Origin of the sequence: Pseudomonas putida (genome assembly GCF_025905425.1) — a bacterium.
In the GTDB taxonomy this organism is placed as follows: domain Bacteria; phylum Pseudomonadota; class Gammaproteobacteria; order Pseudomonadales; family Pseudomonadaceae; genus Aquipseudomonas; species Aquipseudomonas putida_AF.
The window spans coordinates 4,029,548-4,053,340 of the sequence record NZ_CP109603.1 but is presented as its reverse complement, the minus strand read 5'-3'; the positions used below and the strand labels follow the sequence as shown (position 1 = coordinate 4,053,340).

19 protein-coding genes are annotated in these 23,793 nt (G+C 62.3%); 11 read left to right on the top strand and 8 right to left on the bottom strand.

Annotated features, from left to right (window positions below):
- Window positions 1–3: 3 nt before the first annotated feature.
- Window positions 4–2,595: a glycosyltransferase gene (locus OGV19_RS18075; RefSeq protein WP_264309997.1), complete on the bottom strand. Its 2,592-nt coding sequence runs from the start codon at window positions 2,593–2,595 to the stop codon at window positions 4–6.
- A gap of 133 nt (window positions 2,596–2,728) precedes the next feature.
- Between OGV19_RS18075 and tcdA the strand changes: the two genes are divergently transcribed.
- Window positions 2,729–3,538, top strand: a complete 810-nt coding sequence (gene tcdA, locus OGV19_RS18070) for a tRNA cyclic N6-threonylcarbamoyladenosine(37) synthase TcdA (protein WP_264309996.1) — start codon at window positions 2,729–2,731, stop codon at window positions 3,536–3,538.
- A gap of 108 nt (window positions 3,539–3,646) precedes the next feature.
- On the opposite strand, the gene OGV19_RS18065 is transcribed toward tcdA, so the two are convergent.
- The 4 genes from OGV19_RS18065 to OGV19_RS18050 form a co-directional block, all read right to left on the bottom strand.
- A complete protein-coding gene (locus OGV19_RS18065; protein WP_264309995.1) occupies window positions 3,647–4,057 on the bottom strand; it encodes a SufE family protein in 411 nt (136 codons plus the stop codon).
- Entirely contained in the window at window positions 4,054–5,259 is a 1,206-nt protein-coding gene (locus OGV19_RS18060) for a cysteine desulfurase (protein ID WP_264309994.1), read from the bottom strand. Before OGV19_RS18060 ends, OGV19_RS18065 begins: the two co-directional genes overlap by 4 nt.
- An 82-nt stretch (window positions 5,260–5,341) precedes the next feature.
- A complete protein-coding gene (gene dapD, locus OGV19_RS18055) occupies window positions 5,342–6,376 on the bottom strand; it encodes a 2,3,4,5-tetrahydropyridine-2,6-dicarboxylate N-succinyltransferase (RefSeq protein WP_264309993.1) in 1,035 nt (344 codons plus the stop codon).
- Window positions 6,377–6,417: 41 nt separating this feature from the next.
- Window positions 6,418–6,765, bottom strand: coding sequence for an ArsC family reductase (locus OGV19_RS18050; RefSeq protein ID WP_264309992.1), 348 nt, complete (start codon window positions 6,763–6,765; stop codon window positions 6,418–6,420).
- A gap of 353 nt (window positions 6,766–7,118) precedes the next feature.
- Between OGV19_RS18050 and OGV19_RS18045 the strand changes: the two genes are divergently transcribed.
- Window positions 7,119–8,765 (top strand): Na+/H+ antiporter, encoded by a 1,647-nt coding sequence (locus tag OGV19_RS18045; RefSeq protein ID WP_264309991.1) that lies wholly within the window; start codon window positions 7,119–7,121, stop codon window positions 8,763–8,765.
- Between the two features lie 35 nt (window positions 8,766–8,800).
- Here the strand turns inward: OGV19_RS18045 and dapC are convergent, their stop codons facing one another.
- From dapC to map, 3 genes are read right to left on the bottom strand one after another with little or no spacing between them, the layout of a single operon-like run.
- Complete coding sequence (gene dapC, locus OGV19_RS18040; RefSeq protein WP_264309990.1) at window positions 8,801–9,997, bottom strand: succinyldiaminopimelate transaminase; 1,197 nt, start codon at window positions 9,995–9,997, stop codon at window positions 8,801–8,803.
- A gap of 30 nt (window positions 9,998–10,027) precedes the next feature.
- On the bottom strand, window positions 10,028–12,730 hold the full coding sequence (locus OGV19_RS18035) for a [protein-PII] uridylyltransferase (protein WP_264309989.1): 2,703 nt from the start codon (window positions 12,728–12,730) through the stop codon (window positions 10,028–10,030).
- Between the two features lie 37 nt (window positions 12,731–12,767).
- Window positions 12,768–13,550, bottom strand: a complete 783-nt coding sequence (gene map / locus OGV19_RS18030; RefSeq protein WP_264309988.1) for a type I methionyl aminopeptidase — start codon at window positions 13,548–13,550, stop codon at window positions 12,768–12,770.
- Between the two features lie 345 nt (window positions 13,551–13,895).
- Here map and rpsB point away from each other — a divergent pair, with 345 nt between their 5' ends.
- From rpsB to bamA, 9 genes are all read left to right on the top strand, one after another.
- Window positions 13,896–14,633, top strand: coding sequence for a 30S ribosomal protein S2 (gene rpsB / locus OGV19_RS18025; protein ID WP_027595792.1), 738 nt, complete (start codon window positions 13,896–13,898; stop codon window positions 14,631–14,633).
- Between the two features lie 185 nt (window positions 14,634–14,818).
- Window positions 14,819–15,682 carry a translation elongation factor Ts gene (gene tsf, locus OGV19_RS18020; protein WP_264309987.1) on the top strand — a complete coding sequence of 288 codons (864 nt, stop codon included), beginning with the start codon at window positions 14,819–14,821 and terminating at the stop codon, window positions 15,680–15,682.
- 177 nt (window positions 15,683–15,859) lie between these two features.
- Window positions 15,860–16,603: a UMP kinase gene (pyrH, locus tag OGV19_RS18015; RefSeq protein WP_016392310.1), complete on the top strand. Its 744-nt coding sequence runs from the start codon at window positions 15,860–15,862 to the stop codon at window positions 16,601–16,603.
- On the top strand, window positions 16,600–17,157 hold the full coding sequence (frr, locus tag OGV19_RS18010; RefSeq protein ID WP_264309986.1) for a ribosome recycling factor: 558 nt from the start codon (window positions 16,600–16,602) through the stop codon (window positions 17,155–17,157). Before pyrH ends, frr begins: the two co-directional genes overlap by 4 nt.
- 15 nt (window positions 17,158–17,172) lie before the next feature.
- A complete protein-coding gene (gene uppS / locus OGV19_RS18005) occupies window positions 17,173–17,928 on the top strand; it encodes a polyprenyl diphosphate synthase (protein ID WP_027595795.1) in 756 nt (251 codons plus the stop codon).
- Window positions 17,928–18,743, top strand: a complete 816-nt coding sequence (locus tag OGV19_RS18000; protein ID WP_264309985.1) for a phosphatidate cytidylyltransferase — start codon at window positions 17,928–17,930, stop codon at window positions 18,741–18,743. The genes uppS and OGV19_RS18000 overlap by 1 nt, the downstream gene beginning before the upstream one ends.
- Window positions 18,740–19,930 carry a 1-deoxy-D-xylulose-5-phosphate reductoisomerase gene (ispC, locus tag OGV19_RS17995; protein ID WP_264309984.1) on the top strand — a complete coding sequence of 397 codons (1,191 nt, stop codon included), beginning with the start codon at window positions 18,740–18,742 and terminating at the stop codon, window positions 19,928–19,930. The genes OGV19_RS18000 and ispC overlap by 4 nt, the downstream gene beginning before the upstream one ends.
- Window positions 19,931–19,990: 60 nt before the next feature.
- On the top strand, window positions 19,991–21,343 hold the full coding sequence (gene rseP / locus OGV19_RS17990) for an RIP metalloprotease RseP (RefSeq protein ID WP_264309983.1): 1,353 nt from the start codon (window positions 19,991–19,993) through the stop codon (window positions 21,341–21,343).
- Window positions 21,344–21,417: 74 nt separating this feature from the next.
- Entirely contained in the window at window positions 21,418–23,766 is a 2,349-nt protein-coding gene (bamA, locus tag OGV19_RS17985; protein WP_264309982.1) for an outer membrane protein assembly factor BamA, read from the top strand.
- The last annotated feature ends 27 nt before the right edge of the window (window positions 23,767–23,793 follow it).

Genomic DNA, 23,793 nt, shown 5'->3' with positions numbered 1-23,793 from the left:
GTTTCACGTGGCTTGTGCTTCGACGTTGTTCTCGGCAGGTTTTGGCAACGACGACAGCAATGCCATCACCAATGCCGCCAGGTACGGCAACGACTGCACCAGCAGCATCGCGACCCAGAAGCGCATGTCCGAGCTTGGCAGCCCTTGCACCAGATAGATGCCCAGCGCCGCGCCCCACAACAGCAGCATGATGAACAGTTCTTCGCGTGCTTCGGAGAGCGCCACCAGCACACCATGGCTGTCGGCATTCTTGGGCGTGCGGAAGAATGGCATGCTGCTGGTGAAGAACCCGTACAACACCGCCTTGGCAATGGTGTGCGACAACGCCAGCCCCGCCAGCGCGGCGGCGAAGGCATCCTTGAGGTTGACCCCGACCGCCCGGCGGTACAGGAAGATGATCTTGCCGACCTTGAAGAAGAACAGCGCCAGCGGCGGGATGGCGAAGATCATCAGCGGCGGGTCGACCCGGTGTGGGACGATGATCATCGCCGCCGACCACAGCAGTGCGCCGACGGTGAAGAAGATGTTCATGCCGTCGGCGATCCACGGCAGCCAGCCGGCCAGGAAGTGGTAGCGCTGGCCGCGAGTCAGTTCGCTGCCCTTGCCACGCAGCAGGGCGCCGGCATGGTGCTTGATGATCTGGATGGCGCCGTAGGCCCAGCGGAAGCGCTGCTTCTTGAAGTCGATGAAGGTGTCGGGCATAAGGCCCTTGCCGTAGCTGTTGTGGGCGTAGGCGGCCGACAGGCCTTTTTCGAACACCCGCAGGCCCAGCTCGGCATCCTCGCAGATGCACCACTCGGCCCAGCCGAGCTCTTCCAGGACCGAGCGCCGGGTCATGGTCATGGTGCCGTGCTGGATGATCGCGTCACGGTCGTTGCGGGTGACCATGCCGATGTGGAAAAAGCCCTTGTACTCGCTGTAGCACAGCTTCTTGAAGGCACTTTCGTGCTGGTCGCGGTAGTCCTGCGGTGACTGCACCACCGCGATCTTCGGGTCGGCGAAATGCGGCACCATGTGCTTGAGCCAGTTGCGGTCGACGCAGTAGTCCGAGTCGATCACCGCGATCACTTCGGCGTCCTTGGCAGTGTGTGGGATCAGGTAATTGAGCGCACCCCCCTTGAAGCCGGCCAGGGGTGCGACATGGAAGAACTTGAAACGCTCGCCGAGCTTCTCGCAGTGCGCCTTCAGTGGCTCCCACACGGCCGGGTCTTTGGTGTTGTTGTCGATCACCAGCACTTCATAGTCGGGGTAGTCCAGCGCGGCCAGGGCGTCGAGGGTCTGCTTGACCATTTCCGGTGGCTCGTTGTAGCACGGTACATGCACCGACACTTTGGGCCGGTAGGCGCTGTCGGTCTGCACGGGCAGGAATTCACGACGGCGTTTGTGTATCCATACCGCCTCGGCCAGTTCGTGGGCCTCTGTGAGCAGGACGATGAACACGCCCAACGCACCCAGGGCCAGTAGCACGCCCACGGTCAGGCTGAACCAGGTGCTGTATTGCTGGCTGTAGTCGTAGGCAATCCACACCAGCACCGATCCGCACAGGAAGGTGATGAAGGTCAGGAAGGTCCGGCCGCGTTGGCGCAAGGCCGAGCCGTCGATGAACAGCACCATCAGGGCAATCATCGCCAGCACCACCGAAGCGACCGCCAGGGCACGCCACTGTGGGATGGCGACCACCGGCCCATCGAAGTTGAACTTCTGCTGGCGCTCGGCGTTGAACACGCCCCAGTACGCCCCCACCGAACCTTCGTCACTGGCTTTCCAGGGCTGGTCGTAGGCCTCGATGACAAAGTAGTTGTAGCCACGGCGGTTGAGGGTGTTGACCAGGGTGCGCAGGTAGATGGCCTGGTCGGCCTGGGTGGCATCGGCGCCACCGCGCATGCGGCCGTTGCTCGGCCAGCCGACTTCCGAGAGCAGCAGTGGCTTGCGCGGGAACTGCTGCTTGAGGTCGCGGGCGCGGTCGAGCACGAACTCCACCGAGTCCTGCATCGGCACGAACTCCCAGTAAGGCAGAATGTGCGCGGCGATCAGGTCGACGTGCTTGGCCAACTCCGGGTGTTCCTTCCAGATATGCCATTGCTCACTGGTGGTGACCGGGACCTTGACGGCTGCGCGTACCCGGTCCAGGTACTGAATCAGCGCTTCGGGGGTGACTTCTTCGCGGAACAGGGCCTCGTTGCCAACCACCACCCGCACCACACTGCGCGAGGTGTTGGCCAGTTCGATGGCGGTGGCGATTTCACGCTCGTTGCGTTCAAGGTCGGGGCTGATCCAGATACCCAAGGTCACCCGCAGGCCGAATTCCTCGGCCAGGCGCGGGATGTCCGCCTGGGTGCCTTCCACGGTATAGATGCGGATGCTGTCGGTCAGCTTGCTCATCTGTTCCAGGTCTTGGCGCATCTCGTCGTCGCTGGGGTATTGGCCCTTTTGCGGGCTTTCCCCCAGGCGGAACGGCGAGTACGAGAAGCCGGAGATCTGTTCCGGCCAGGCTGGCGCGGAAACGGGGCGGTTGATCAGCGCCCAGAACCCGGTGAACAGCGCAGCGATGGCCAGGACCACAACCAGGTTGAGGCCGAATTTGCGTGATGACATTGTCTTCCAGATCTGTCGAATTGATTGAATATTAAAGCAGGATTGGCCGGCACTTTCCTAACGATGGAGGCCACTGGCGCCGTTGGCATATAATGCGCGCCGATTTTTGAGGTATGAGCTTCGGGGTAGCAAGATGAGCACAGAAGATCCACGCTTTGCCGGCGTTGCCCGGTTGTATGGCGACGATGGCCTGCAACGGCTGAAACAGGCCCATGTAGCGATCGTCGGTATCGGCGGGGTGGGCTCGTGGGCGGCCGAGGCGTTGGCGCGCAGTGGCGTGGGCGAGATTACCCTGTTCGACCTTGACGATGTCTGCGTCAGCAATACCAATCGTCAGGCCCATGCCTTGGAAGGGCAAGTGGGTCGGCCCAAGGTCGAGGTCATGGCCGAGCGCCTGCGGGCGATCAACCCGGCTTGCACGGTGCATGCGGTAGCTGACTTCGTTACCCGCGATACCATGGCCGAGTACATCACCGAGGAGCTCGACTTCGTCATCGACTGCATCGACAGTGTGATGGCCAAGGCTGCACTGATTGGCTGGTGCAAGCGGCGCAAGATCGGCATCGTCACCACCGGTGGCGCAGGTGGGCAGATCGACCCGACGCAAATCCAGGTCGGTGACCTCAACAAGACCTTCAACGACCCGCTGGCCTCGCGGGTGCGCTCTACCTTGCGCCGCGACTACAACTTTTCGCGCAATGTCAGCCGTAACTACGCCGTGCCGTGTGTGTTTTCCAGCGAGCAGCTGCGATACCCCAAGGGCGATGGCAGCGTTTGCCTGCAGAAGAGCTTCGTCGGTGAGGGCGTGCGCTTGGACTGCTCGGGTGGTTTTGGCGCGGTGATGATGGTGACCGCGACATTTGGCATGGTCGCGGCCAGCAAGGCGGTGGAAAAACTGGTGGCGGGGGCCAGGCGGCCTTCTGAACGGGTCAAAGCCGAGTAAACCTGTTCCCTTTTCGCGGGCAAGCTCGCTCCCACAGAGGCTGTGCACTACTCAGGGCCTGTGCAGTTCCTGTAGGAGCGGGCTTGCCCGCGAAGAAAGTCCCACCATTCAGTGGCTGGAAGTGAGTTCTGCCATCCGCAGCAACACCGCATGCAGCCCATTGCTGCGCGAGGGTGACAGTTGCCGCTCCAGCCCTAGCTGGTTGAACCAGTCGCGCAAATCCAGATCAGCCAGCTCGCTAGTGGCCAAGCCTTGCACCCGTATCAGCAGCAACGCCAGCAGCCCGCGCAGCAACCGCGCATCGCTGCTGGCCTTGAACTGCCACTGGCCGTCATGCTGTTCAGCCACCAGCCACACCAAGCTTTCGCAGCCATGTACGCGGTTGCTGTCGCATTTGTCGGCGTCGCTCAGCGGTTCAAGACGATCACCCCACTGCATCAGTAGCCGCGCACGTTGCTCCCAGCCTCGGGCCTGTTCGAAACTGTCCAGCGCCGCTTGGGCGGCCACGGGCAGGTTCACCGCAGCAACTCCAGGCCTTGATCGAGGGCGACGAAGAAACGCTGCAGGTCGTCGCTGTCGTTGTACAGCCCCAGCGACACCCGAATCGCCCCTTCCAGCCCCAGCCCTTTGAGCAATGGCATGGCGCAGTGATGGCCGGCGCGCACCGCAATGCCCTGTTCGGTCAGCAGATGAGCGATGTCGGCATTGTGCACGCCGTCGATGACGAAGCTGGCCAGGGCCGCCTGGGGTGAGCCCAGCACCCGCACACCCTCACGGTCGGCCAACCCGCGCAACAGGTGCTGATGAAGGCTGGATTCATGATTGTTGACCGCCATGGCATCCAGGCTGGCCAGGTAATCAAGGGTCGCGCCCAGGCCGATCACACCAGCGATGGGCGGAGTACCTGCCTCGAAGCCCAGCGGGGCCGGGCGGAAGCTGGCGTTGTGGTAGTCGGCCAGTTGCACCATTTCGCCGCCGAACTGCCAGTGGCGCAGCAGCTCCAGCGCCTGCGGGCGGCCATAGAGCACGCCGACGCCCTCAGGGCCGTACAACTTATGGCTGGAGAACACGTAGAAGTCACAGCCCAACTGCTGCACATCGTGGCGCCCGTGCACCACACCCTGGGCGCCATCGACCACGGTCAGCGCGCCTTGCGCGCGAGCATGGGCGAGCAAAGCTGGCAGCGGCTGCCACGTGCCCAGCACATTGGACAACTGGCTGACGGCAAGCACGCGCGTGCGCGGGCCAATCAGCTGCAAGGCCTGGTCGAGGTCGATGCGGCCATGCGCGTCCACTGGCAGCACGACCAGACGCATGTTGCGCCGCTGCGCCAGTTGCTGCCAGGGCAGTAGGTTGGCGTGGTGCTCCAGGGCGCTGACGGCAATTTCTTCGCCTGCTTCGAAACGGTGTTCAAGGCCATAGGCCAGCAGGTTCAGCGCCGAGGTGGCGCCGTGGGTGAAGATGATCTGCCGCGATTCGGCGGCATTGAGCCAGGCGGCAACCTTGTCACGGCTGGTTTCGAACGCCTGGGTTGCCAGCGCGCCGGGCAGGTGCTGGGCACGGTGTACGTTGGCGGCGCCGTGGCCGTAGTAGTGGCTCAAGGCATCGAGCAGGGCCTGGGGCTTCTGGGTGGTGGCGGCGCTGTCCAGGTAGGTCTGGTGCTGCCGTTGCAGGGCGGCGATGGCGGGGAAGTCGGCACGCCAGGGGGAGGGCTGGAACATGATCACGGGGCCTGGAATGAAAATCGGGTCTGGCGTGAGTGCGCCAGACCCGATCTTAACACTTCGAACCCGTGGGGAGTTCTCAGTTGTGGGCGTGCAACGCCTCGTTCAGCTCGATGGCCGACTTGTGGGTCTTGCATTCCACCGCGCCGTTCAGCGAGTTGCGACGGAACAGCAGGTCGGTCTGGCCGGCCAGGTCGCGGGCCTTGACCACTTTAACCAGCTCGTTGTTTTCGTCGAGCAGGTTCACCTTGGTGCCAGCAGTGATGTACAGGCCGGCTTCGACGGTGTTGCGGTCGCCCAGCGGGATGCCGATACCGGCGTTGGCGCCGATCAGGCAGCCTTCGCCGACCTTGATGACGATGTTGCCGCCACCGGAAAGGGTGCCCATGGTCGAGCAGCCGCCGCCCAGGTCCGAACCCTTGCCGACGAACACGCCCGCCGAGACACGGCCTTCGATCATGCCTGGGCCTTCGGTGCCGGCGTTAAAGTTGACGAAGCCCTCGTGCATGATGGTGGTGCCTTCGCCGATATAGGCGCCCAGGCGCACACGGGCGGTGTCGGCGATACGCACGCCAGCCGGGACCACGTAGTCGGTCATCTTCGGGAACTTGTCCACCGAGAACACTTCCAGCAGCTCGCCTTTCAGGCGCGCTTCCAGTTGCAGCTCGGCCAGCTCGGCCAGGTCGACGGCGCCCTGGTTGGTCCAGGCAACGTTTGGCAGCAGTGGGAAGATACCGGCCAGGCTCACACCGTGCGGCTTGACCAGGCGGTGCGACAGCAGGTGCAGCTTGAGGTAGGCCTCTGGGGTCGAGGTCAGGGCCGCGTCTTCGGCCAGCAGGGTGGCGACCAGCGGCTTGTGGCTTTCGGCCAGGCGGGTCAGCAGGGCAGCCTGGGCGGCATCGATGCCTTTCACGGCTTCGGCCAGTTGCGCCGCTTGAGCGTTGCTGAACGCAATGGCCTGGTTGCCGCCTTCGTAGCCGAGGATCGGGGCAACGGCCGCGATCAGTTCGGCGCTCGGGTTGACCAGCGGTTGTGCGTAGAAGACTTCAAGCCAGGTGCCCTGGCGGTTCTGGGAGCCGACACCGAAGGCCAGGCTGAACAGGGTATTGGACATGTGATTACCTCGTGCGAAATAGGGTGGAGGCGCAGACGGGCTCAGGCCAGTGCTGCGGCATACAATTCAGGTTTGAAACCAACCAGGGTGCGCTCGCCCAGGTCGAGTACCGGGCGCTTGATCATCGAGGGCTGGGCAAGCATCAACTCGACAGCCTTGGCCTGGTCGATATCGGCCTTGCTGGCATCGTCGAGCTTGCGAAAGGTGGTACCGGCACGGTTGAGGATGACTTCCCAGCCGTGCTCGTCGCACCAGCGGTTCAGGCTGTCACGGTCGATGCCCTGGGTCTTGTAGTCGTGGAATTCGTAGCCGATGGCTTTGTCTTCTAGCCAGGTGCGCGCCTTTTTCATGGTGTCACAGGCTTTGATGCCGTAGAGCGTGTAAGTCATTGTGCACATTGGGGCAAAGGTTCCCCAATTTCTCCATTTTTCGAAGGTCAGTCGCGGGATTATGCGGGAACGATTCGGTGAGCGCCACGGGGTGTGGGCGAATGGGTAGGGCTTGGGAGGTGTAGCGCCTATGAGATCGAGCGCCGCGCGGGCGGCGCTCGATCTCATAGGCGCCGGAGCGCTTCAGCCATGCTCCCCGTCACTGAAACACATGCATCATTGTGTTACATATTCACGCCGGGCCTGCGACTATCGTGCAGCGGCCCTACGTTGCCATACGCCGCTAACATATTGTTTCAATGGCGATGTTTCGCCTCGCTATGGTTATTGATTCACAAAGGAAGCTTTCACGGATGCAGTCAGCCTATACCGTCCTCATTCTGCTCACGCTGGTCAGCGTGTCGAAGCTGGTCGGGCGGATGATCCCGCTGCCCCTGCCACTGGTGCAGATCGCCGCCGGTGCGCTGTTGGCCTGGCCGACCCTGGGGCTGCACGTGGCCCTGGACCCGGAGCTGTTCCTCTTCCTGTTCCTGCCACCGCTGCTGTTCGCCGATGGCTGGCGTATTCCCAAGCGCGAATTGTGGCGCATTCGCGGGCCGGTGGTCGCGCTGGCGGTGGGGCTGGTGCTGTTTACCGTGGTCGGCGCCGGATACTTCATTCACTGGCTGCTGCCAAGCATCCCGCTGCCGGTGGCCTTCGCCCTGGCGGCGGTGCTGTCGCCTACCGACGCCGTTGCGGTGTCGGCCATCACCCAGGACCGTTTGCCCACGCCGCTGATGCACATGCTGCAGGGCGAAGCGCTGATGAACGACGCCTCGGGCCTGGTGACGTTCAAGTTTGCCCTGGCAGCGGCGATCACCGGTGTGTTCTCGTTGGCTGATGCCAGCTTCAGTTTCGTCCTGGTGGCCCTGGGCGGCCTGGCGGTTGGCGTGGCGCTGAGCTGGCTGATTGGCCGTCTGCGCGCCTGGATGATCGCCCGAGGTTGGGACGACCCCGCCACGCACGTGGTCTTCATGCTGTTGCTGCCCTTTGCCGCCTACGTGCTGGCCGAGCGCCTGGGGGTGTCTGGCATCCTTTCGGCGGTGGCTGCCGGCATGATGCAGAGCTGGCTCGACCTGCTGCCGCGCCAGACCAGTACCCGCTTGCTCAACCGCAGTGTGTGGTCGTTGCTGGAGTTTGCCTTCAATGGCCTGATTTTCCTGCTGCTCGGCCTGCAGTTGCCGGACATCATCAAGGCTGTCGTGAGCCACGAAGCCACTGTGTGGCCGACGTTGGCCTGGCGTTGCCTGGATGTGCTGGCGATCTTCGCGGCGTTGATCCTGCTGCGCTTCATCTGGGTGCAGAGCATCTGGCGGGCAATTGGTGTGGTGCGCCGTTGGCGAGGCAAGCCTGCGCTGGTGCTGATGCCCACGGCGCGTTCCTGCTGGCTACTGACCCTCGGCGGCGTGCGAGGTGCGGTTACGTTGGCCGGTGTGATGTCGGTGCCACTGTTGATGGGGGCCGGCAAGGCGTTTCCCGAACGCGACTTGCTGATTTTCATTGCAGCCGGTGTGATCCTGTTGTCGCTGATCAGTGCTTGTATCGCCCTGCCTATCTTGCTTCGCGGGATTACCAAGAGCCCGGACGAGCGACTGCATCAGGAGGTACAGGAAGCCTGGCGGCGTACGGCGGAGGCCGCGATTCATGCTTTGGAAGCTGAAGAAGTGATCGATGCCAATGCACCCCAGGATGCCGCGCAGGCGACCTTGGCGACCGAGCTAAAGGCACGCTTGATGGCTGAATACCGGGACGAGTTGGACAGTTACAACGATACAGCGGAGGCAAGGGCATTGGCCGAGCAGATGGATTTGCTTGAGCGGCGTTTGCGCTTGCGCGCGCTGCGGGCGCAGCGGCTGGAGCTGTATAACCTGCATCGCCAGCACCTGGTGGGCGATGAAGTGGTGCGTCAGGTGCTGGGGGAACTGGACATGAGCGAGGCGAACCTGGGCGCGGTCCGCTAGAACGCGAGGGGCCGCCAAGCGGCCCCGCGGCGCTATCAGCGGTTTTGCAGAAACGCGCGAATCCGCTCGGCCGCCTCGATGCACTCGGCCAGCGGCGCAACCAACGCCATGCGCACGCGGCCAGCGCCTGGGTTCACGCCATCCACTTCACGCGACAGGTACGACCCCGGCACTACGGTCACATGCTGGGCTTCGAACAGGTCACGGGTGAACTCGGCATCGCAGCCCGGCACCTTGGCCCACAGGTAAAAGCTGCCATCCGGGCGTTGCACATCCATCACCGGCTGCAGGATATCCAGCACGGCATCGTACTTGGCGCGGTACTGGTCACGGTTTTCGCGCACGTGCGCTTCGTCCTGCCAGGCGGCGATGCTGGCCAACTGGGTCTGCACCGGCATGGCGCAGCCGTGGTAGGTGCGGTACAGCAGGAAGGGTTTGATGATTTCGGCATCACCCGCGACAAAGCCCGAACGCAGGCCCGGCAGGTTGGAGCGCTTGGACAGGCTGTGGAACACCACGCAACGTTTGAAGTCGCTGCGGCCAAGCTCGGCGCAGGCGCTAAGCAGGCCCGGTGGTGGCGCGTCTTCGTCGAAGTACAGCTCGCTGTAGCACTCGTCGGCGGCAATCACGAAATCGTGCTCGTCGGCCAGGGCGATCAGTTTCTTCAGGGTGTCCATCGGCACCAGCGCGCCGGTGGGGTTGCCCGGCGAGCACAGGAACAGGATCTGGCAGCGCTTCCAGACGTCAGCGGGTACCGCATCGAAATCCGGGTTGAAGCCGTTGTTTTCCAGGCACGGCAGGTAATGCGGGGTGGCACCTGCGAGCAGGGCCGCACCTTCGTAGATCTGGTAGAAGGGGTTGGGGCTGACCACCAGGCCGTTATCGGCGCGGTTGACCACGGCCTGGGTGAAGGCGAACAGCGCTTCACGGGTACCGTTGACCGGCAGGATGTGGCGGTCGGCATCCAGCCAGCCGGTTGGCACGCCGAAACGGCGCTCGCACCACTGGCCGATGGCCTGGCGCAAGGCTGGCAGGCCGATGGTGCTGGGGTACACCGCCAGCTTGTCGAGGTTGTCGGTCATGGCCTGGGCGACGAACGCCGGCGAGGCGTGCTTCGGCTCACCGATCGACAGGGCGATGGCGCGTTTGTCCGCCGCAGGCTTTACGCTGCCCAGCAGGGCACGGAGTTTCTCGAACGGGTAGGGCTGAAGCTGGGTCAGGGCATGGTTCATCGGCGCAAGGTCTCGTCAATCGTCTAATCGTTAAAAGGTCACGCGGGTCGGGCTGGTGTCGCTCGCCTGGCCTGCCTGCAGTTGTTGCACGATGGCTTCCTGCAGGCGGCTGCATAATTGCGGGTCTGACAGCGGCTGGTTGTCGGCGTCGGTGATGAAGAACACGTCTTCCACGCGCTCGCCTAGGGTGGCGATCTTGGCGTTTTGCAGCGACAGGTCGAACTCCAGGAAGATGCGCCCGATCCTGGCCAGCAGGCCCGGGCGGTCAGGCGCGGTGATCTCAAGGATGGTCACCGGCCGCTGGGCATCGTTGAGGATGGTCACCTGGGGCGGGAAATTGAAGTGCTTGAGCTGGCGCGGTACCCGGCGCTGAATGATCGTCGGGTAGTCCTCGGGGTTGCGCAGCGCTTCGGTGAGGCCATCGCGAATCTGCTTGACCCGCTGCGGGTTGTCGCCGATAGAGCCGCCGTCGTTGTCGAGCACGATGTAGGTGTCGAGGGTGAACTGGCTGCTTGAAGTGATGATCCGCGCGTCATGGATGTTCAGGTTGAGCTGCGACATGGCCGCCACGGTCACGGCGAAGAAGTCGTGCTGGTCAGGGGCATAGATGAAGATCTGCGTACCGCCCTCGAACTCGCGCTGGGTGGTTTCCTTGATCAGTACCAGCGGCCCGCCGTCGGCGGGCTGCTGGAGGATGGCATCCGTGTGCCAGGCCACATCGGCGGCGTTGTGCTTGAGGAAGTAGTCGTCGCCCAACTGAGACCAGAGTTGCTCGACGTCGTCCGGGTCGATGCCTTCGCGCACGAGAATGTCCAGCGCGGCGCTTTGCGTCTGGCGGATCTGCTCTTCGCGGTCCAACGGGTTTTCCAGGCCACGGCGCAGGGCGCGCTTGGTCTCGGTGTACAGCTGGCGCAGCAGGCTGGCGCGCCAGGAGTTCCATAGGCTGGGGTTGGTCGCGTTGATGTCGGCCACGGTCAGCACGTAGAGGTAGTCCAGGCGCGTCTCGTCACCCACGTGCAGGGCAAAGTCGTTGATCACCTGCGGGTCGGACAGGTCCTTGCGCTGGGCGGTGGTGGACATCACCAGGTGGTTCAGCACCAGCCAGACGATCAGGCGGCTGTCCCAGGCGGGCAGCTGGTGGCGTTCGCAGAACGTTTGCGCGTCCACCGCGCCCAGCTCCGAATGGTCGCCTTGGCGGCCCTTGCCGATGTCATGGTAAAGCCCGGCCAGGTAGATCAGCTCGGGTTTGGGCAGGCGGCCCATGAGCTTGCTGGCCAGCGGGAATTTTTCGGAAACCGGCGTGTATTGCAGTTTGCGCAGGTGCTTGATCAGGTTGAGCGTGTGCGCATCGACGGTATAGATGTGGAACAGGTCATGCTGCATTTGCCCGACGATCAGGCCGAACTCGGGCAAGTAGCGACCAAGGATGCCGTAGCGGTTCATCCGGCGCAGGTTGCGGTGGATGCCGATCTCGCACTTGAACAGCTCGATGAACAGGCTGGTGTTGCGGATGTCATGGCGGAAGGTTTCGTCGATCAGGTGCCGGTGTTCGCGCAGCAAGCGCACGGTATCGGCGCGTACCCCTTTGATCTCTGGGTGCTGGGCCATCAGCACGAAGATCTCCAGCATGGCGAACGGCGTGCGTTTGAACACGTTCGGCGTGGCCGCTTCTATGTAGCCGTCATGCAGGCGAAAGCGCGCATTCAAGGGTTGGGTGGTGCCACTGTCCTCGTCGGCGAGGATGACTTCCTCGAAGTGCTGGATGATCAGGTCGCACAGTTGGCTGATGCTCATCACCACCCGGTAGTACTGCTGCATGAACTGCTCGATCGCGCGCTTGGGGTTCTCGTCGCTGTAGCCCAGCAGGGCGGCGATGCTGCGCTGGTGATCGAACAGCAAGCGGTCTTCGGAGCGCCCGGCCAGCATGTGCAGGGCATAGCGCACCTTCCACAGGAAGTCCTGGGAGGAGGCCAGCAGTTCGTTCTCGCTTTCCAGCAAAAAACCTTCGCCGGCCAGGGCGTGCAGGTTCAGGGTGCCGTATTGGCGGCGGGCCACCCAGAGCACGGTCTGGATGTCGCGAAGGCCACCGGGCGAGCCCTTGACGTTGGGTTCAAGGTTGTATTCGGTGTCGTTGTACTTGTGGTGGCGCGCCTTGAGTTCGGCGCGCTTGGCCAGGAAGAACTCCTTGCTCGGCCACATGTGCTCGGTGCTGGTAACTTCCAGCATGCGCTGGCGCAAGGCTTCGGGGCCGGCGACGGTGCGGCTTTCCATCATGTTGGTAATAACCGTCAGGTCGGCACGCGCCTGTTCGGCACATTCGTCGACGGTGCGCACGCTCTGGCCCACTTCCAGGCCGATGTCCCAGAGCAGGGTGAGAAAGCGTTCGATGGCCTCTCGGTAGTGTTCGTGCTCGGCGGCGCCCAGCAAAATCAGCAGGTCGATGTCCGAGTGTGGGTGCAGTTCACCGCGCCCGTAACCGCCCACCGCGACCAGGGCGATGCCGCTCTGGTCGCCCCAGTCGAACTGGTTCCAGGCTTGTTGCAGGATGTTGTCGACGAGCCAGGCGCGGTCCTCGATCAGTCGGCGGATTTCGCGGCCATCGCGAAAACGCTTGTCGAGCACCTCGCCCGCCTGGCGGATGGCTTTCTTGAAGGCGGCGATGGGGCTCGCCTTGAGGGCCAGTTCCGCCTGGAACTGGCCGCGGTCGAACAGCTCGGGATCCACCTGGGGCATTGCGTCGCGTTCCTGTCGTGGGGTGCCTGGCGCGGACTCAGGCCGAGGTGCGCGCGATGGTGTCGTCCTTGCGCAGGGTGAAGATCTCGTAGCCGGTCGCGGTCACCACCAGGGTGTGCTCCCACTGGGCCGAGAGCTTGCGGTCCTTGGTGATGGCGGTCCAGCCGTCGCCCAGGACCTTGGTGTCGGCCTTGCCCTGGTTGATCATCGGCTCGATGGTGAAGGTCATGCCTTCTTTGAGTTCCATGCCGGTGCCGGCGCGGCCGTAGTGCAGAATCTGCGGCTCTTCGTGGAACACCTTGCCGATGCCGTGGCCGCAGAACTCGCGCACCACCGAGAAGCCGTTCTTTTCAGCGTGCTTCTGGATCACTTCGCCGATGTCGCCCAGGCGGCAGCCAGGCTTGACCAGTTCGATGGCCTTGTACATGCATTCCTGGGTGACCTTGGACAGGCGCTCGGCCCAGACCGGCACGTTGCCGACGTGGAACATGCGGCTGGTGTCGCCGTGGTAGCCGTCCTTGATCACGGTGACGTCGATGTTGAGCGTGTCACCGTCCTTGAGCGGCTTGTCGTTGGGGATGCCGTGGCAGACCACATGGTTGATCGAGGTGCAGATCGACTTGGGGTAGCCCTTGTAGTTGAGCGGCGCCGGGATGGCCTGCTGGACGTTGACGATGTAGTCATGGCACAGGCGGTCCAGTTCTTCGGTGGTGACACCGGGCTTGACGTGCTCTTCGATCATTTCCAGCACGTCGGCGGCCAGGCGGCCGGCGATGCGCATCTTCTCGATGTCTTCTGCGGTCTTGATGGTGACGGTCATTACAGGCTCTCTACGGCGCCGTGCACGGCGCGAACAAACGGGAAAGGCCGGATTCTAGCAGAGCAGGGCGGCAATCGGTCGGGATAAAGCCGGCCAAGCTGCTGTCTATAGAGGGCATTCTGGCCTGAAAGCCTGGGTGCTGCAAAAGCCGCTGACGGACGCGACAGTATTCGGGTTCCGTTCGCTCGCGGTCTGTGGTATAAAATGCGCCGCTTTCGGGGACGACCCCGTAAGCCTAAACCCACACACGTGTCGACACGATGACCTGGGTGCCCCGAATTGCAAAATTTGTGGGTTGGTCATTGGGATGCGTGGAGGCCCAACCCGACTTATCAAGGAACTATCATGTCCCAAGTCAACATGCGCGATATGCTGAAGGCCGGTGTGCACTTCGGCCACCAGACCCGTTACTGGAACCCGAAAATGGGCAAGTACATTTTCGGCGCGCGTAACAAGATCCACATCATCAACCTGGAAAAAACCCTGCCAATGTTCAACGAGGCTCTGGCCTTCGTAGAGCGTCTGGCCCAGGGCAAGAACAAGATCATGTTCGTCGGCACCAAGCGTTCCGCCGGCAAGATCGTTGCCGAGCAAGCTGCTCGTGCCGGTTCGCCATACGTTGACCACCGCTGGTTGGGCGGCATGCTGACCAACTACAAAACCATCCGTGCTTCGATCAAGCGTCTGCGCGACCTGGAAACTCAGGCCGAAGATGGCACCTTTGCCAAGCTGACCAAGAAAGAAGCCCTGATGCGTTCGCGCGATCTGGAAAAGCTGGACCGCAGCCTGGGTGGTATCAAGGACATGGGCGGTCTGCCTGATGCCCTGTTCGTGATCGACGTTGACCACGAGCGCATTGCTATCACCGAAGCCAACAAGCTGGGCATCCCGGTTATCGGCGTTGTCGATACCAACAGCAGCCCGGAAGGTGTTGACTACATCATCCCAGGTAACGATGACGCCATTCGCGCTATCGAGCTGTACATGACTTCGATGGCCGACGCCATCATCCGCGGCCGCAACAATGTTGCTGGCGGCACCGAAGTCTACGCTGAAGAAGCGGCTGCACCTGCTGCTGAGTAATAGGCGCTAGCGTCTACTTGGCACGCGAAAAGGGGGCTTTGCCCCCTTTTTGCCACCTTGAAATCCTGCTGTCAGCTACCGCCCCGCATTATGGGCTGGCTGAGATAACAACAGCGGATTTGCAGAATTGAACGCCCGTGACGAGCGGGTGGAATGGTTGAAAAACTTTCCAAGAGGATTTTGAAATGGCAGCAATTACTGCAGCGCTGGTCAAAGAACTGCGCGAGCGTACCGGCGAAGGCATGATGGATTGCAAAAAGGCCCTGGAAAAGGCCGGCGGCGACATCGAAAAAGCCATTGACGACATGCGTGCCTCGGGCGCCATCAAGGCCGCCAAAAAGGCTGGCAACGTCGCTGCTGAAGGCGCTATCGCCGTCAAGACCGACGGCAAAACCGCCGTCCTGCTGGAAGTCAACTCGCAGACCGACTTCCTGGCCCTGCAAGACGACTTCAAGAACTTCGTAGCCGAAAGCCTGGAAGAAGCCTTCGCTCAGAAGCTGACCGACGCAGCCCCGCTGATCGCTTCGCGCGAAACTGCTCGTGAAGCCCTGGTCGCCAAGTGCGGCGAAAACGTCAACATCCGCCGCCTGGCGCGCGTTGAAGGTGACGTTGTTGGTGCTTACCTGCACGGCAACAAGATCGGTGCCGTTGTTGTCCTGAAAGGCGGCGACGTCGAGCTGGCCAAGAACATCGCCATGCACGTTGCAGCTTCGAACCCGGAGTTCCTGGATGCATCGGAAATCTCCGCCGAGGCCATCGAGCGCGAGAAGAATGTCTTCCTGCAGCTGAACGCCGACAAGATCGCCGGCAAGCCGGAAAACATCGTTGAGAACATGATCAACGGCCGTATCACCAAGTTCAAGGCCGAAGCCTCGCTGAAAGAGCAAGCCTTCGTCATGAACCCGGAAGTCAAGGTTGGCGAGCTGGCCAAGAAAGCCGGTGCTGAAATCGTTTCCTTCACCTACTTCAAGGTCGGCGAAGGCATCGAGAAGCCAGTCGACAACTTCGCTGAAGAAGTTGCCGCTCAGGTAGCTGCTGCCAAGCAGTAAGACAGACACGTCTGTCGCCCCAAAGAGGCTGCCCGCTCACGCGCGCAGCCTCTTTGTCAAAGCGGGAGCGGTTTTCGAAGCCGTTACTCGCTGACGCAGTCGCTGCGTCACGTTAGAGTTACACGCAGGCTCAAGCAGCCCGCCAGAATTTTACAAACGCCGCAGGAGAGATTCGCAATGGCTCAGCAGGGCAGTGGTTATCAGGCTCGCTATAAACGCATTCTACTCAAACTTAGCGGCGAGGCCCTGATGGGCTCGGAAGAGTTCGGGATCGACCCCAAGGTCCTGGATCGCATGGCGCTGGAAGTCGGCCAACTGGTCGGCATCGGTGTTCAGGTCGGTTTGGTAATCGGCGGTGGCAACCTGTTCCGTGGTGCGGCGCTCAGTGCAGCCGGCATGGACCGCGTCACCGGTGACCACATGGGCATGCTGGCGACCGTAATGAATGCCCTGGCCATGCGCGATGCGCTGGAACGGGCGAACATTACCGCCATTGTCATGTCGGCCATCTCCATGGTTGGCGTGACCGATCACTATGATCGCCGCAAAGCCATGCGCCACCTGAATGCTAAAGAAGTCGTAATCTTCGCTGCCGGTACCGGCAACCCGTTCTTCACCACCGATTCCGCCGCTTGCCTGCGCGCCATCGAAATCGATGCCGACGTGGTATTGAAGGCAACCAAGGTCGATGGTGTATACACTGCAGATCCATTCAAGGACCCGCATGCCGAGAAGTTCGATCATCTGACCTACGATGAAGTGCTGGATCGCAAGCTGGGAGTGATGGACCTGACGGCAATCTGTCTGTGCCGCGACCACAAGATGCCGCTGCGCGTCTTCAACATGAACAAGCCCGGCGCCCTGCTGAACATCGTGCATGGCGGCGCGGAAGGAACTCTGATCGAGGAAGTTCAAAAATGATCAACGCTATCAAGAAAGATGCCCAGGATCGCATGGGTAAGTCCATCGAGGCGCTGGGTCGCCACCTGGCTGCCATCCGCACCGGTCGTGCCCACCCGAGCATCCTGGACAGCGTCAAGGTCTCTGCCTGGGGTAGCGACATGCCGCTGAACCAGGTAGCCGCGATTACTGTCGAGGACGCGCGTACCCTGAAGATCGTTGCGCACGACAAGAACCTCAGCGCAGCCATCGAGAAGGCCATCCTGACCTCTGATCTGGGCCTGAACCCGTCCAGCGCCGGTACCACCATCCGTGTACCGATGCCTGCCCTGACCGAGGAAACCCGCAAGGGTTACACCAAGCAGGCCAGCGGCGTTGCCGAAGATGCCAAGGTTGCCGTGCGTAACGTGCGCCGTGACGCGCTCGCCGACCTCAAGAAGCTGACCAAGGACAAGGAAATCAGCGAAGACGAAGAACGTCGCGCCGCTGACGAAATCCAGAAGCTGACCGACAAGTTCGTCGCCGAAATCGACGCTGCGTTCAAGGCCAAGGAAAAGGACCTGTTGGCCGTCTAAGGCCGAGGTTTTTTAATGGAAAAGACCAAGCCAGCGGCGCCGTCCTCGGTGCCGCGACACGTCGCGATCATCATGGATGGCAACAACCGCTGGGCGAAGAAGCGCCTGCTGCCCGGCGTTGCCGGGCACAAGGCTGGCGTCGATGCCGTTCGCGCGGTTATCGAAGTCTGCGCCGAATCCGGGGTCGAGGTACTGACCCTGTTCGCCTTCTCCAGCGAGAACTGGCAGCGCCCCGCCGAAGAGGTCGGTGCGCTGATGGAGCTGTTCTTCTCGGCCCTGCGCCGTGAGGCGCGTCGCCTCAACGAGAACAACATCAGTTTGCGCATCATCGGCGATCGTTCACGTTTCCATCCCGAGCTGCAGGCTGCCATGCGTGAGGCCGAAGCGCTGACCGCCGGCAATAACCGCTTCATCCTGCAGATCGCGGCCAACTACGGTGGCCAGTGGGATATCGCCCAGGCTGCCCAGCGCCTGGCGCGGGAAGTACAGGCAGGCCATCTGCGTCCGGACGATATTACGCCGGGGCTGCTGCAAACGTGCCTGTCCACCGGCGAGTTGCCGTTGCCGGACCTGTGCATCCGCACCGGTGGCGAGCGGCGCATCAGCAATTTCCTGCTGTGGCAGCTGGCCTACGCCGAGCTGTATTTCTCCGACCTGTACTGGCCGGACTTCAAACACGAGGCCATGCGCAATGCCCTGGCCGATTTCGCTTCGCGCCAGCGCCGCTTCGGTAAGACCAGCGAGCAGGTCGAGGCTGGAGCTCGTGCTTAATGCTTAAACAACGCATCATTACTGCGCTGATCCTGCTGCCGGTCGCGCTGGGTGGCTTTTTCCTGCTCAACGGTGGGGATTTCGCCCTGTTCATCGGCTTCGTGGTCACCCTCGGCGCCTGGGAGTGGGCGCGCCTGGCTGGGTTGATGACCCAGCCACTGCGCATTGCCTACGCCGCGGTCGTCGCCGGAGCGCTGATGCTGCTGCACCTGATGCCCGACCTGGCACCCTGGGTGCTCGGTGCGTCGGTGATCTGGTGGGGGCTTGCCACCTGGCTGGTGCTGACCTATCCGCGCAGCAGTGAACTGTGGGCCAGTGCGGCCTGCCGCTTGCTGATCGGCCTGCTGGTATTGCTGCCAGCGTGGCAGGGGCTGGTGCTGCTCAAGCACTGGCCGCTGGGCAACTGGCTGATTCTGTCGGTCATGGTGCTGGTATGGGCTGCCGACATCGGTGCCTACTTCTCCGGGCGTGCCTTCGGCAAGCGCAAGCTGGCCCCGCAGGTCAGTCCGGGCAAGAGTTGGGAGGGCGTCTACGGCGGTCTGGCCGTCAGCCTGATCATCACGCTGGCGGTCGGTATCAGTCGCGAGTGGGGCTTCGGTCAGATTCTGCTGGGCCTGCTGGGCGCCGCGTTGGTGGTGATGGCCTCGGTGATCGGTGACCTGACCGAAAGCATGTTCAAGCGCCGTTCCGGCATCAAGGACAGCAGCAATCTGCTGCCCGGCCATGGTGGTGTGCTTGACCGCATCGACAGCCTGACCGCAGCCATCCCGCTCTTTGCGGTGCTGTTGTGGGCTGCCGAATGGGGTGTGATGTGAGTGCGGTCCAGCGCATTACCGTGCTGGGTGCCACGGGCTCCATTGGCCTGAGCACGCTGGATGTGATTGCACGTCACCCTGAGCGTTATTCGGTATTCGCCCTGAGCGGTTACTCGCGCATCGATGAGCTGCTGGCGCTGTGCGTCCAGCATCGCCCCGAGTACGCGGTAGTGCCAAACGCCGAAGGGGCTGCGCGCTTGCGCGAAGGCCTGGCGGCAGCCGCTTGCGCCACTCAGGTGCTGGAAGGTGAGGCGGGGCTTTGCCAGGTTGCCGCAGCGCCCGAGGTGGATGCGGTGATGGCTGCTATCGTTGGTGCGGCAGGGTTGCGCCCGACCTTGGCTGCCGTCGAGGCGGGCAAGAAGGTGCTGCTGGCCAATAAAGAGGCGCTGGTGATGTCCGGCGCGCTGTTCATGGAGGCTGTGCGGCGCAGCGGTGCGGTGCTGCTGCCGATCGACAGCGAGCACAATGCGATCTTCCAGTGCCTGCCCGGCGACTATGCCCGTGGCCTGAGCCAGGTAGGGGTGCGCCGCATCCTGCTGACGGCATCGGGTGGCCCGTTTCGCGAAACACCGTCCGCAGCGCTGGCCGATGTCACCCCGGAGCAGGCGTGCGCGCACCCCAATTGGTCCATGGGGCGCAAGATCTCCGTGGATTCGGCAAGCATGATGAACAAGGGCCTTGAGTTGATCGAGGCCTGCTGGTTGTTCGATGCCTCGCCCGCCAAGGTCGAGGTGGTGGTGCACCCGCAGAGCGTGATCCATTCGTTGGTGGACTACGTGGACGGTTCGGTGCTTGCCCAACTGGGTAACCCGGACATGCGCACGCCTATCGCCAATGCCCTGGCCTGGCCGGAGCGCATTGATTCCGGGGTTGCTCCGCTGGACCTGTTCGCCATCGCGCGCCTGGATTTCCAGGCACCCGACGAACAGCGCTTCCCGTGTCTGCGCCTGGCGCGCGAGGCTGCCGAGGCCGGCAACAGCGCGCCCGCCGTGCTCAACGCGGCCAACGAAGTGGCGGTCGAGGCATTTCTCCAGCGGCGTATCCGCTTCCCGGAGATCGCGGGTATGATCGAACAGGTGCTCGATCAGGAGCCTGTAGTGCCACTGGCGTCGCTGGATGCGGTATTTGCCGCCGACCAGCGTGCCCGGGAGCTGTCCCGTGAGTGGTTGAGGCGTCACGGCCGTTGATGCAGGCCTGCCAGGGCTTGTGCGAAAAGTCGTTCTGCTGAACGTCATCTGGAGAAAGATATGACTGCGCTCTACATGATTGTCGGCACCCTGGTGGCCTTGGGTGTTCTGGTCACGTTTCACGAATTCGGCCACTTCTGGGTAGCCCGCCGTTGCGGCGTCAAGGTGCTGCGTTTTTCGGTGGGTTTCGGCACGCCGTTGTTGCGTTGGCATGACCGCCATGGCACCGAGTTCGTGATCGCAGCGCTCCCGCTGGGCGGCTACGTCAAGATGCTCGATGAGCGCGAAGGCGATGTACCGCCAGCGCTGCTTGATCAGTCGTTCACCCGCAAGACCGTGCGTCAGCGCATCGCCATCGTCGCTGCCGGCCCGATTGCCAACTTCTTGCTGGCCATCGTGTTCTTCTGGCTGCTGGCCATGCTCGGCACCCAGCAGATCCGCCCGGTCATCGGTGGGGTCGAAGCGGGCAGTCTGGCAGCCTCGGCCGGCCTGGCCGCAGGTCAGGAAATTGTTTCCATCGATGGCAAACCGACCAGCGGTTGGTCAGCAGTCAACCTGCAACTGGTTCGCCGCCTGGGCGAGAGCGGCACGCTGCAGGTGGGCGTGCGCGACGACGGCGCCAGCGCCGAGCACCAGTTGCAGATCAAGCTGGACCGCTGGCTGAAGAACGCCGATGAGCCGGACCCTATCCAGTCCCTGGGCTTGCGCCCATGGCGGCCGGTGATCACCCCGGTACTGGCCGAGATTGATTCGAAAGGGCCGGCCGCCGCTGCTGGCCTCAAGACAGGCGACAAGCTGCTGGCCCTTGACGGTGTGTCTGTGACCGACTGGCAGCAGGTGGTCGACACCGTGCGTGCCCATCCGCAAACCAAGGTCGTGGTGCGTGTCGAGCGCGATGGTGCTGCGCTGGATGTGCCGGTAACCCTGGCCCGCAAGGGTGAGGGCAAGGCTGCGGGCGGTTATCTGGGCGCAGGGGTAAAAGGTGGCGAATGGCCTGCCAACATGCTCCGCGAAGTCAGCTTTGGCCCGCTGGAAGCGGTGGGCGAGGCCTTGTCGCGCACCTGGAACATGAGCGTCCTGACCCTCGAGTCGCTGAAGAAAATGCTGTTCGGAGAGCTCTCGGTAAAAAACTTGAGCGGACCGATAACCATTGCTAAAGTGGCGGGCGCTTCAGCCCAGTCCGGCGTGGGGGATTTCCTGAATTTCCTGGCCTACCTGAGCATTAGCCTGGGGGTTCTTAACCTGCTGCCCATTCCAGTACTGGATGGGGGGCATTTGCTGTTTTACCTGGTCGAGTGGGCGCGCGGTCGTCCGCTCTCGGATCGGGTGCAAGGTTGGGGGGTCCAGATCGGTATCAGTTTGGTCATAGGGGTGATGTTGCTCGCCCTGATCAACGATCTGGGTCGACTTTAAAAGCTTCGCTCAATTGCGAACCTGCCGTCTTTTCGCGGCGGGTTGTTTATTGCCAGTTGGAATAAAAGGACTTCATGAAACGTCTGCTGCTAACTGCGGTCCTCTCCGCACTGATGATCGCTGAAGTTCACGCCGAGTCCTTCACCATCTCCGATATTCGTGTCAACGGCCTGCAGCGGGTATCCGCTGGCAGCGTCTTCGGTGCCTTGCCCCTGAACGTGGGTGACCAGGCCGACGATCGGCGCCTCGTGGATTCGACCCGTTCCCTGTTCAAGACTGGCTTCTTCCAGGACATCCAGCTCAACCGCGATGGCAATGTCCTGATCATCAACGTGGTCGAGCGCCCGTCGGTGTCGAGCATCGAGATCGAAGGCAACAAGGCGATCAGCACCGAAGACCTGATGAAAGGCCTGAAGCAGTCGGGCCTGGCCGAAGGTGAAATTTTCCAGCGCGCCACCCTCGAAGGTGTGCGTAACGAGCTGCAGCGCCAGTACGTGGCCCAGGGCCGCTACTCGGCCGAGGTTGACGCTGAAGTCGTGCCGCAGCCGCGCAACCGCGTCGCGCTGAAAATCAAGATCAACGAAGGCACCGTCGCCGCCATCCAGCACATCAACGTGGTGGGCAACAACGTCTTCGACGACGAAGAGCTGTCGCAGCTGTTCGAGCTGAAAACCACCAACTGGCTGTCGTTCTTCAAGAACGACGACAAGTACGCCCGTGAAAAACTCTCCGGTGACCTGGAGCGTCTGCGTTCCTACTACCTGGACCGCGGCTACATCAACATGGATATCGCCTCCACCCAGGTATCCATCACGCCGGACAAGAAGCACGTCTACATCACCGTCAACATCAACGAAGGCGAGAAGTACACCGTCCGTGACGTGAAGCTCTCCGGTGACCTCAAGGTACCGGAAGACCAGGTCAAGTCGCTGCTGCTGGTGCAGCCGGGCCAGGTATTCTCGCGCAAGGTGATGACCACCACGTCCGAGCTGATCACCCGTCGTCTGGGTAACGAAGGCTATACCTTCGCCAACGTCAACGGCGTGCCACAGCCGAACGACCAGGATCACACCGTCGATATCATGTTCGTGGTCGACCCGGGCAAGCGTGCCTACGTCAACCGCATCAACTATCGCGGCAACACCAAGACCGAAGACGAAGTGCTGCGTCGCGAGATGCGTCAGATGGAAGGCGGCTGGGCTTCGACCTACCTGATCGACCAGTCCAAGACCCGTCTGGAGCGTCTGGGCTTCTTCAAGGAAGTCAACGTCGAGACCCCACCGGTGCCAGGCACCGATGACCAGGTCGACGTCAACTACAGCGTCGAGGAACAAGCCTCCGGTTCGATCACCGCCAGCGTCGGTTTCGCCCAGAGCGCCGGTCTGATCCTCGGTGGCTCGATCAGCCAGAGCAACTTCCTGGGTACCGGTAACAAGGTCTCCATCGGCCTGACCCGCTCCGAATACCAGACCCGATACAACTTCGGCTTCGTGGACCCCTACTTCACCGCCGACGGCGTCAGCCTGGGCTACAACGCCTTCTACCGTAGCACCGACTATGACGACCTCGATGTCGACGTTGCCAGCTATGCGGTCGACAGCCTTGGTGCCGGTGTCAGCCTTGGTTACCCGATCAGCGAAACCTCGCGCCTGACCTATGGCCTGAGCGTTCAGCAGGACAAGATCAAGACCGGTAAATACACCGTCGACGAGATCTTCAACTTCCTGAAAGATGAGGGCGACAACTTCCTGAACTTCAAGGCGTCCATCGGCTGGTCCGAATCGACCTTGAACAAAGGCGTACTGGCAACCCGTGGTCACTCCCAGAGCCTGACCCTTGAGTCGACCATTCCAGGCAGCGACTTGTCGTTCTACAAGCTCGACTACCGTGGCCAGCTGTTCAAGCCAATCAATAACGACTACACCCTGCGCCTGCACACCGAACTGGGCTATGGTGATGGTTTCGGTGGCACTTCCGGCCTGCCGTTCTACGAGAACTACTACGCGGGTGGCTTCAACTCTGTCCGTGGTTTCAAGGACAGCAGCCTGGGCCCGCGCAGCACGCCGAGTCAGGGCACTAACCCGGGTACCATCCGCGACCCGGACCAGGATCCGCTGCCGTTCGGTGGCAACGTGCTGGTCCAAGGTGGTGTCGAATTGCTGTTCCCGCTGCCGTTCGTCAAGGACCAGCGTTCGCTGCGCACTTCCGTGTTCTGGGACGTGGGTAACGTGTTTGACACCAATTGTGGCAGCAAACCCGATTGCGAGAAGGTCGGTTTCTCGGGCATGGCCAGCTCGGTGGGTCTGGGTGTGACCTGGATCACTGCGCTGGGCCCACTGAGCTTCAGCCTGGCAATGCCGATCAAGAAGCCGGACGACGCCGATACCCAGGTGTTCCAATTCTCTCTGGGCCAGACCTTCTAAGGTCGGCCCTTGCATAACGACAACGGT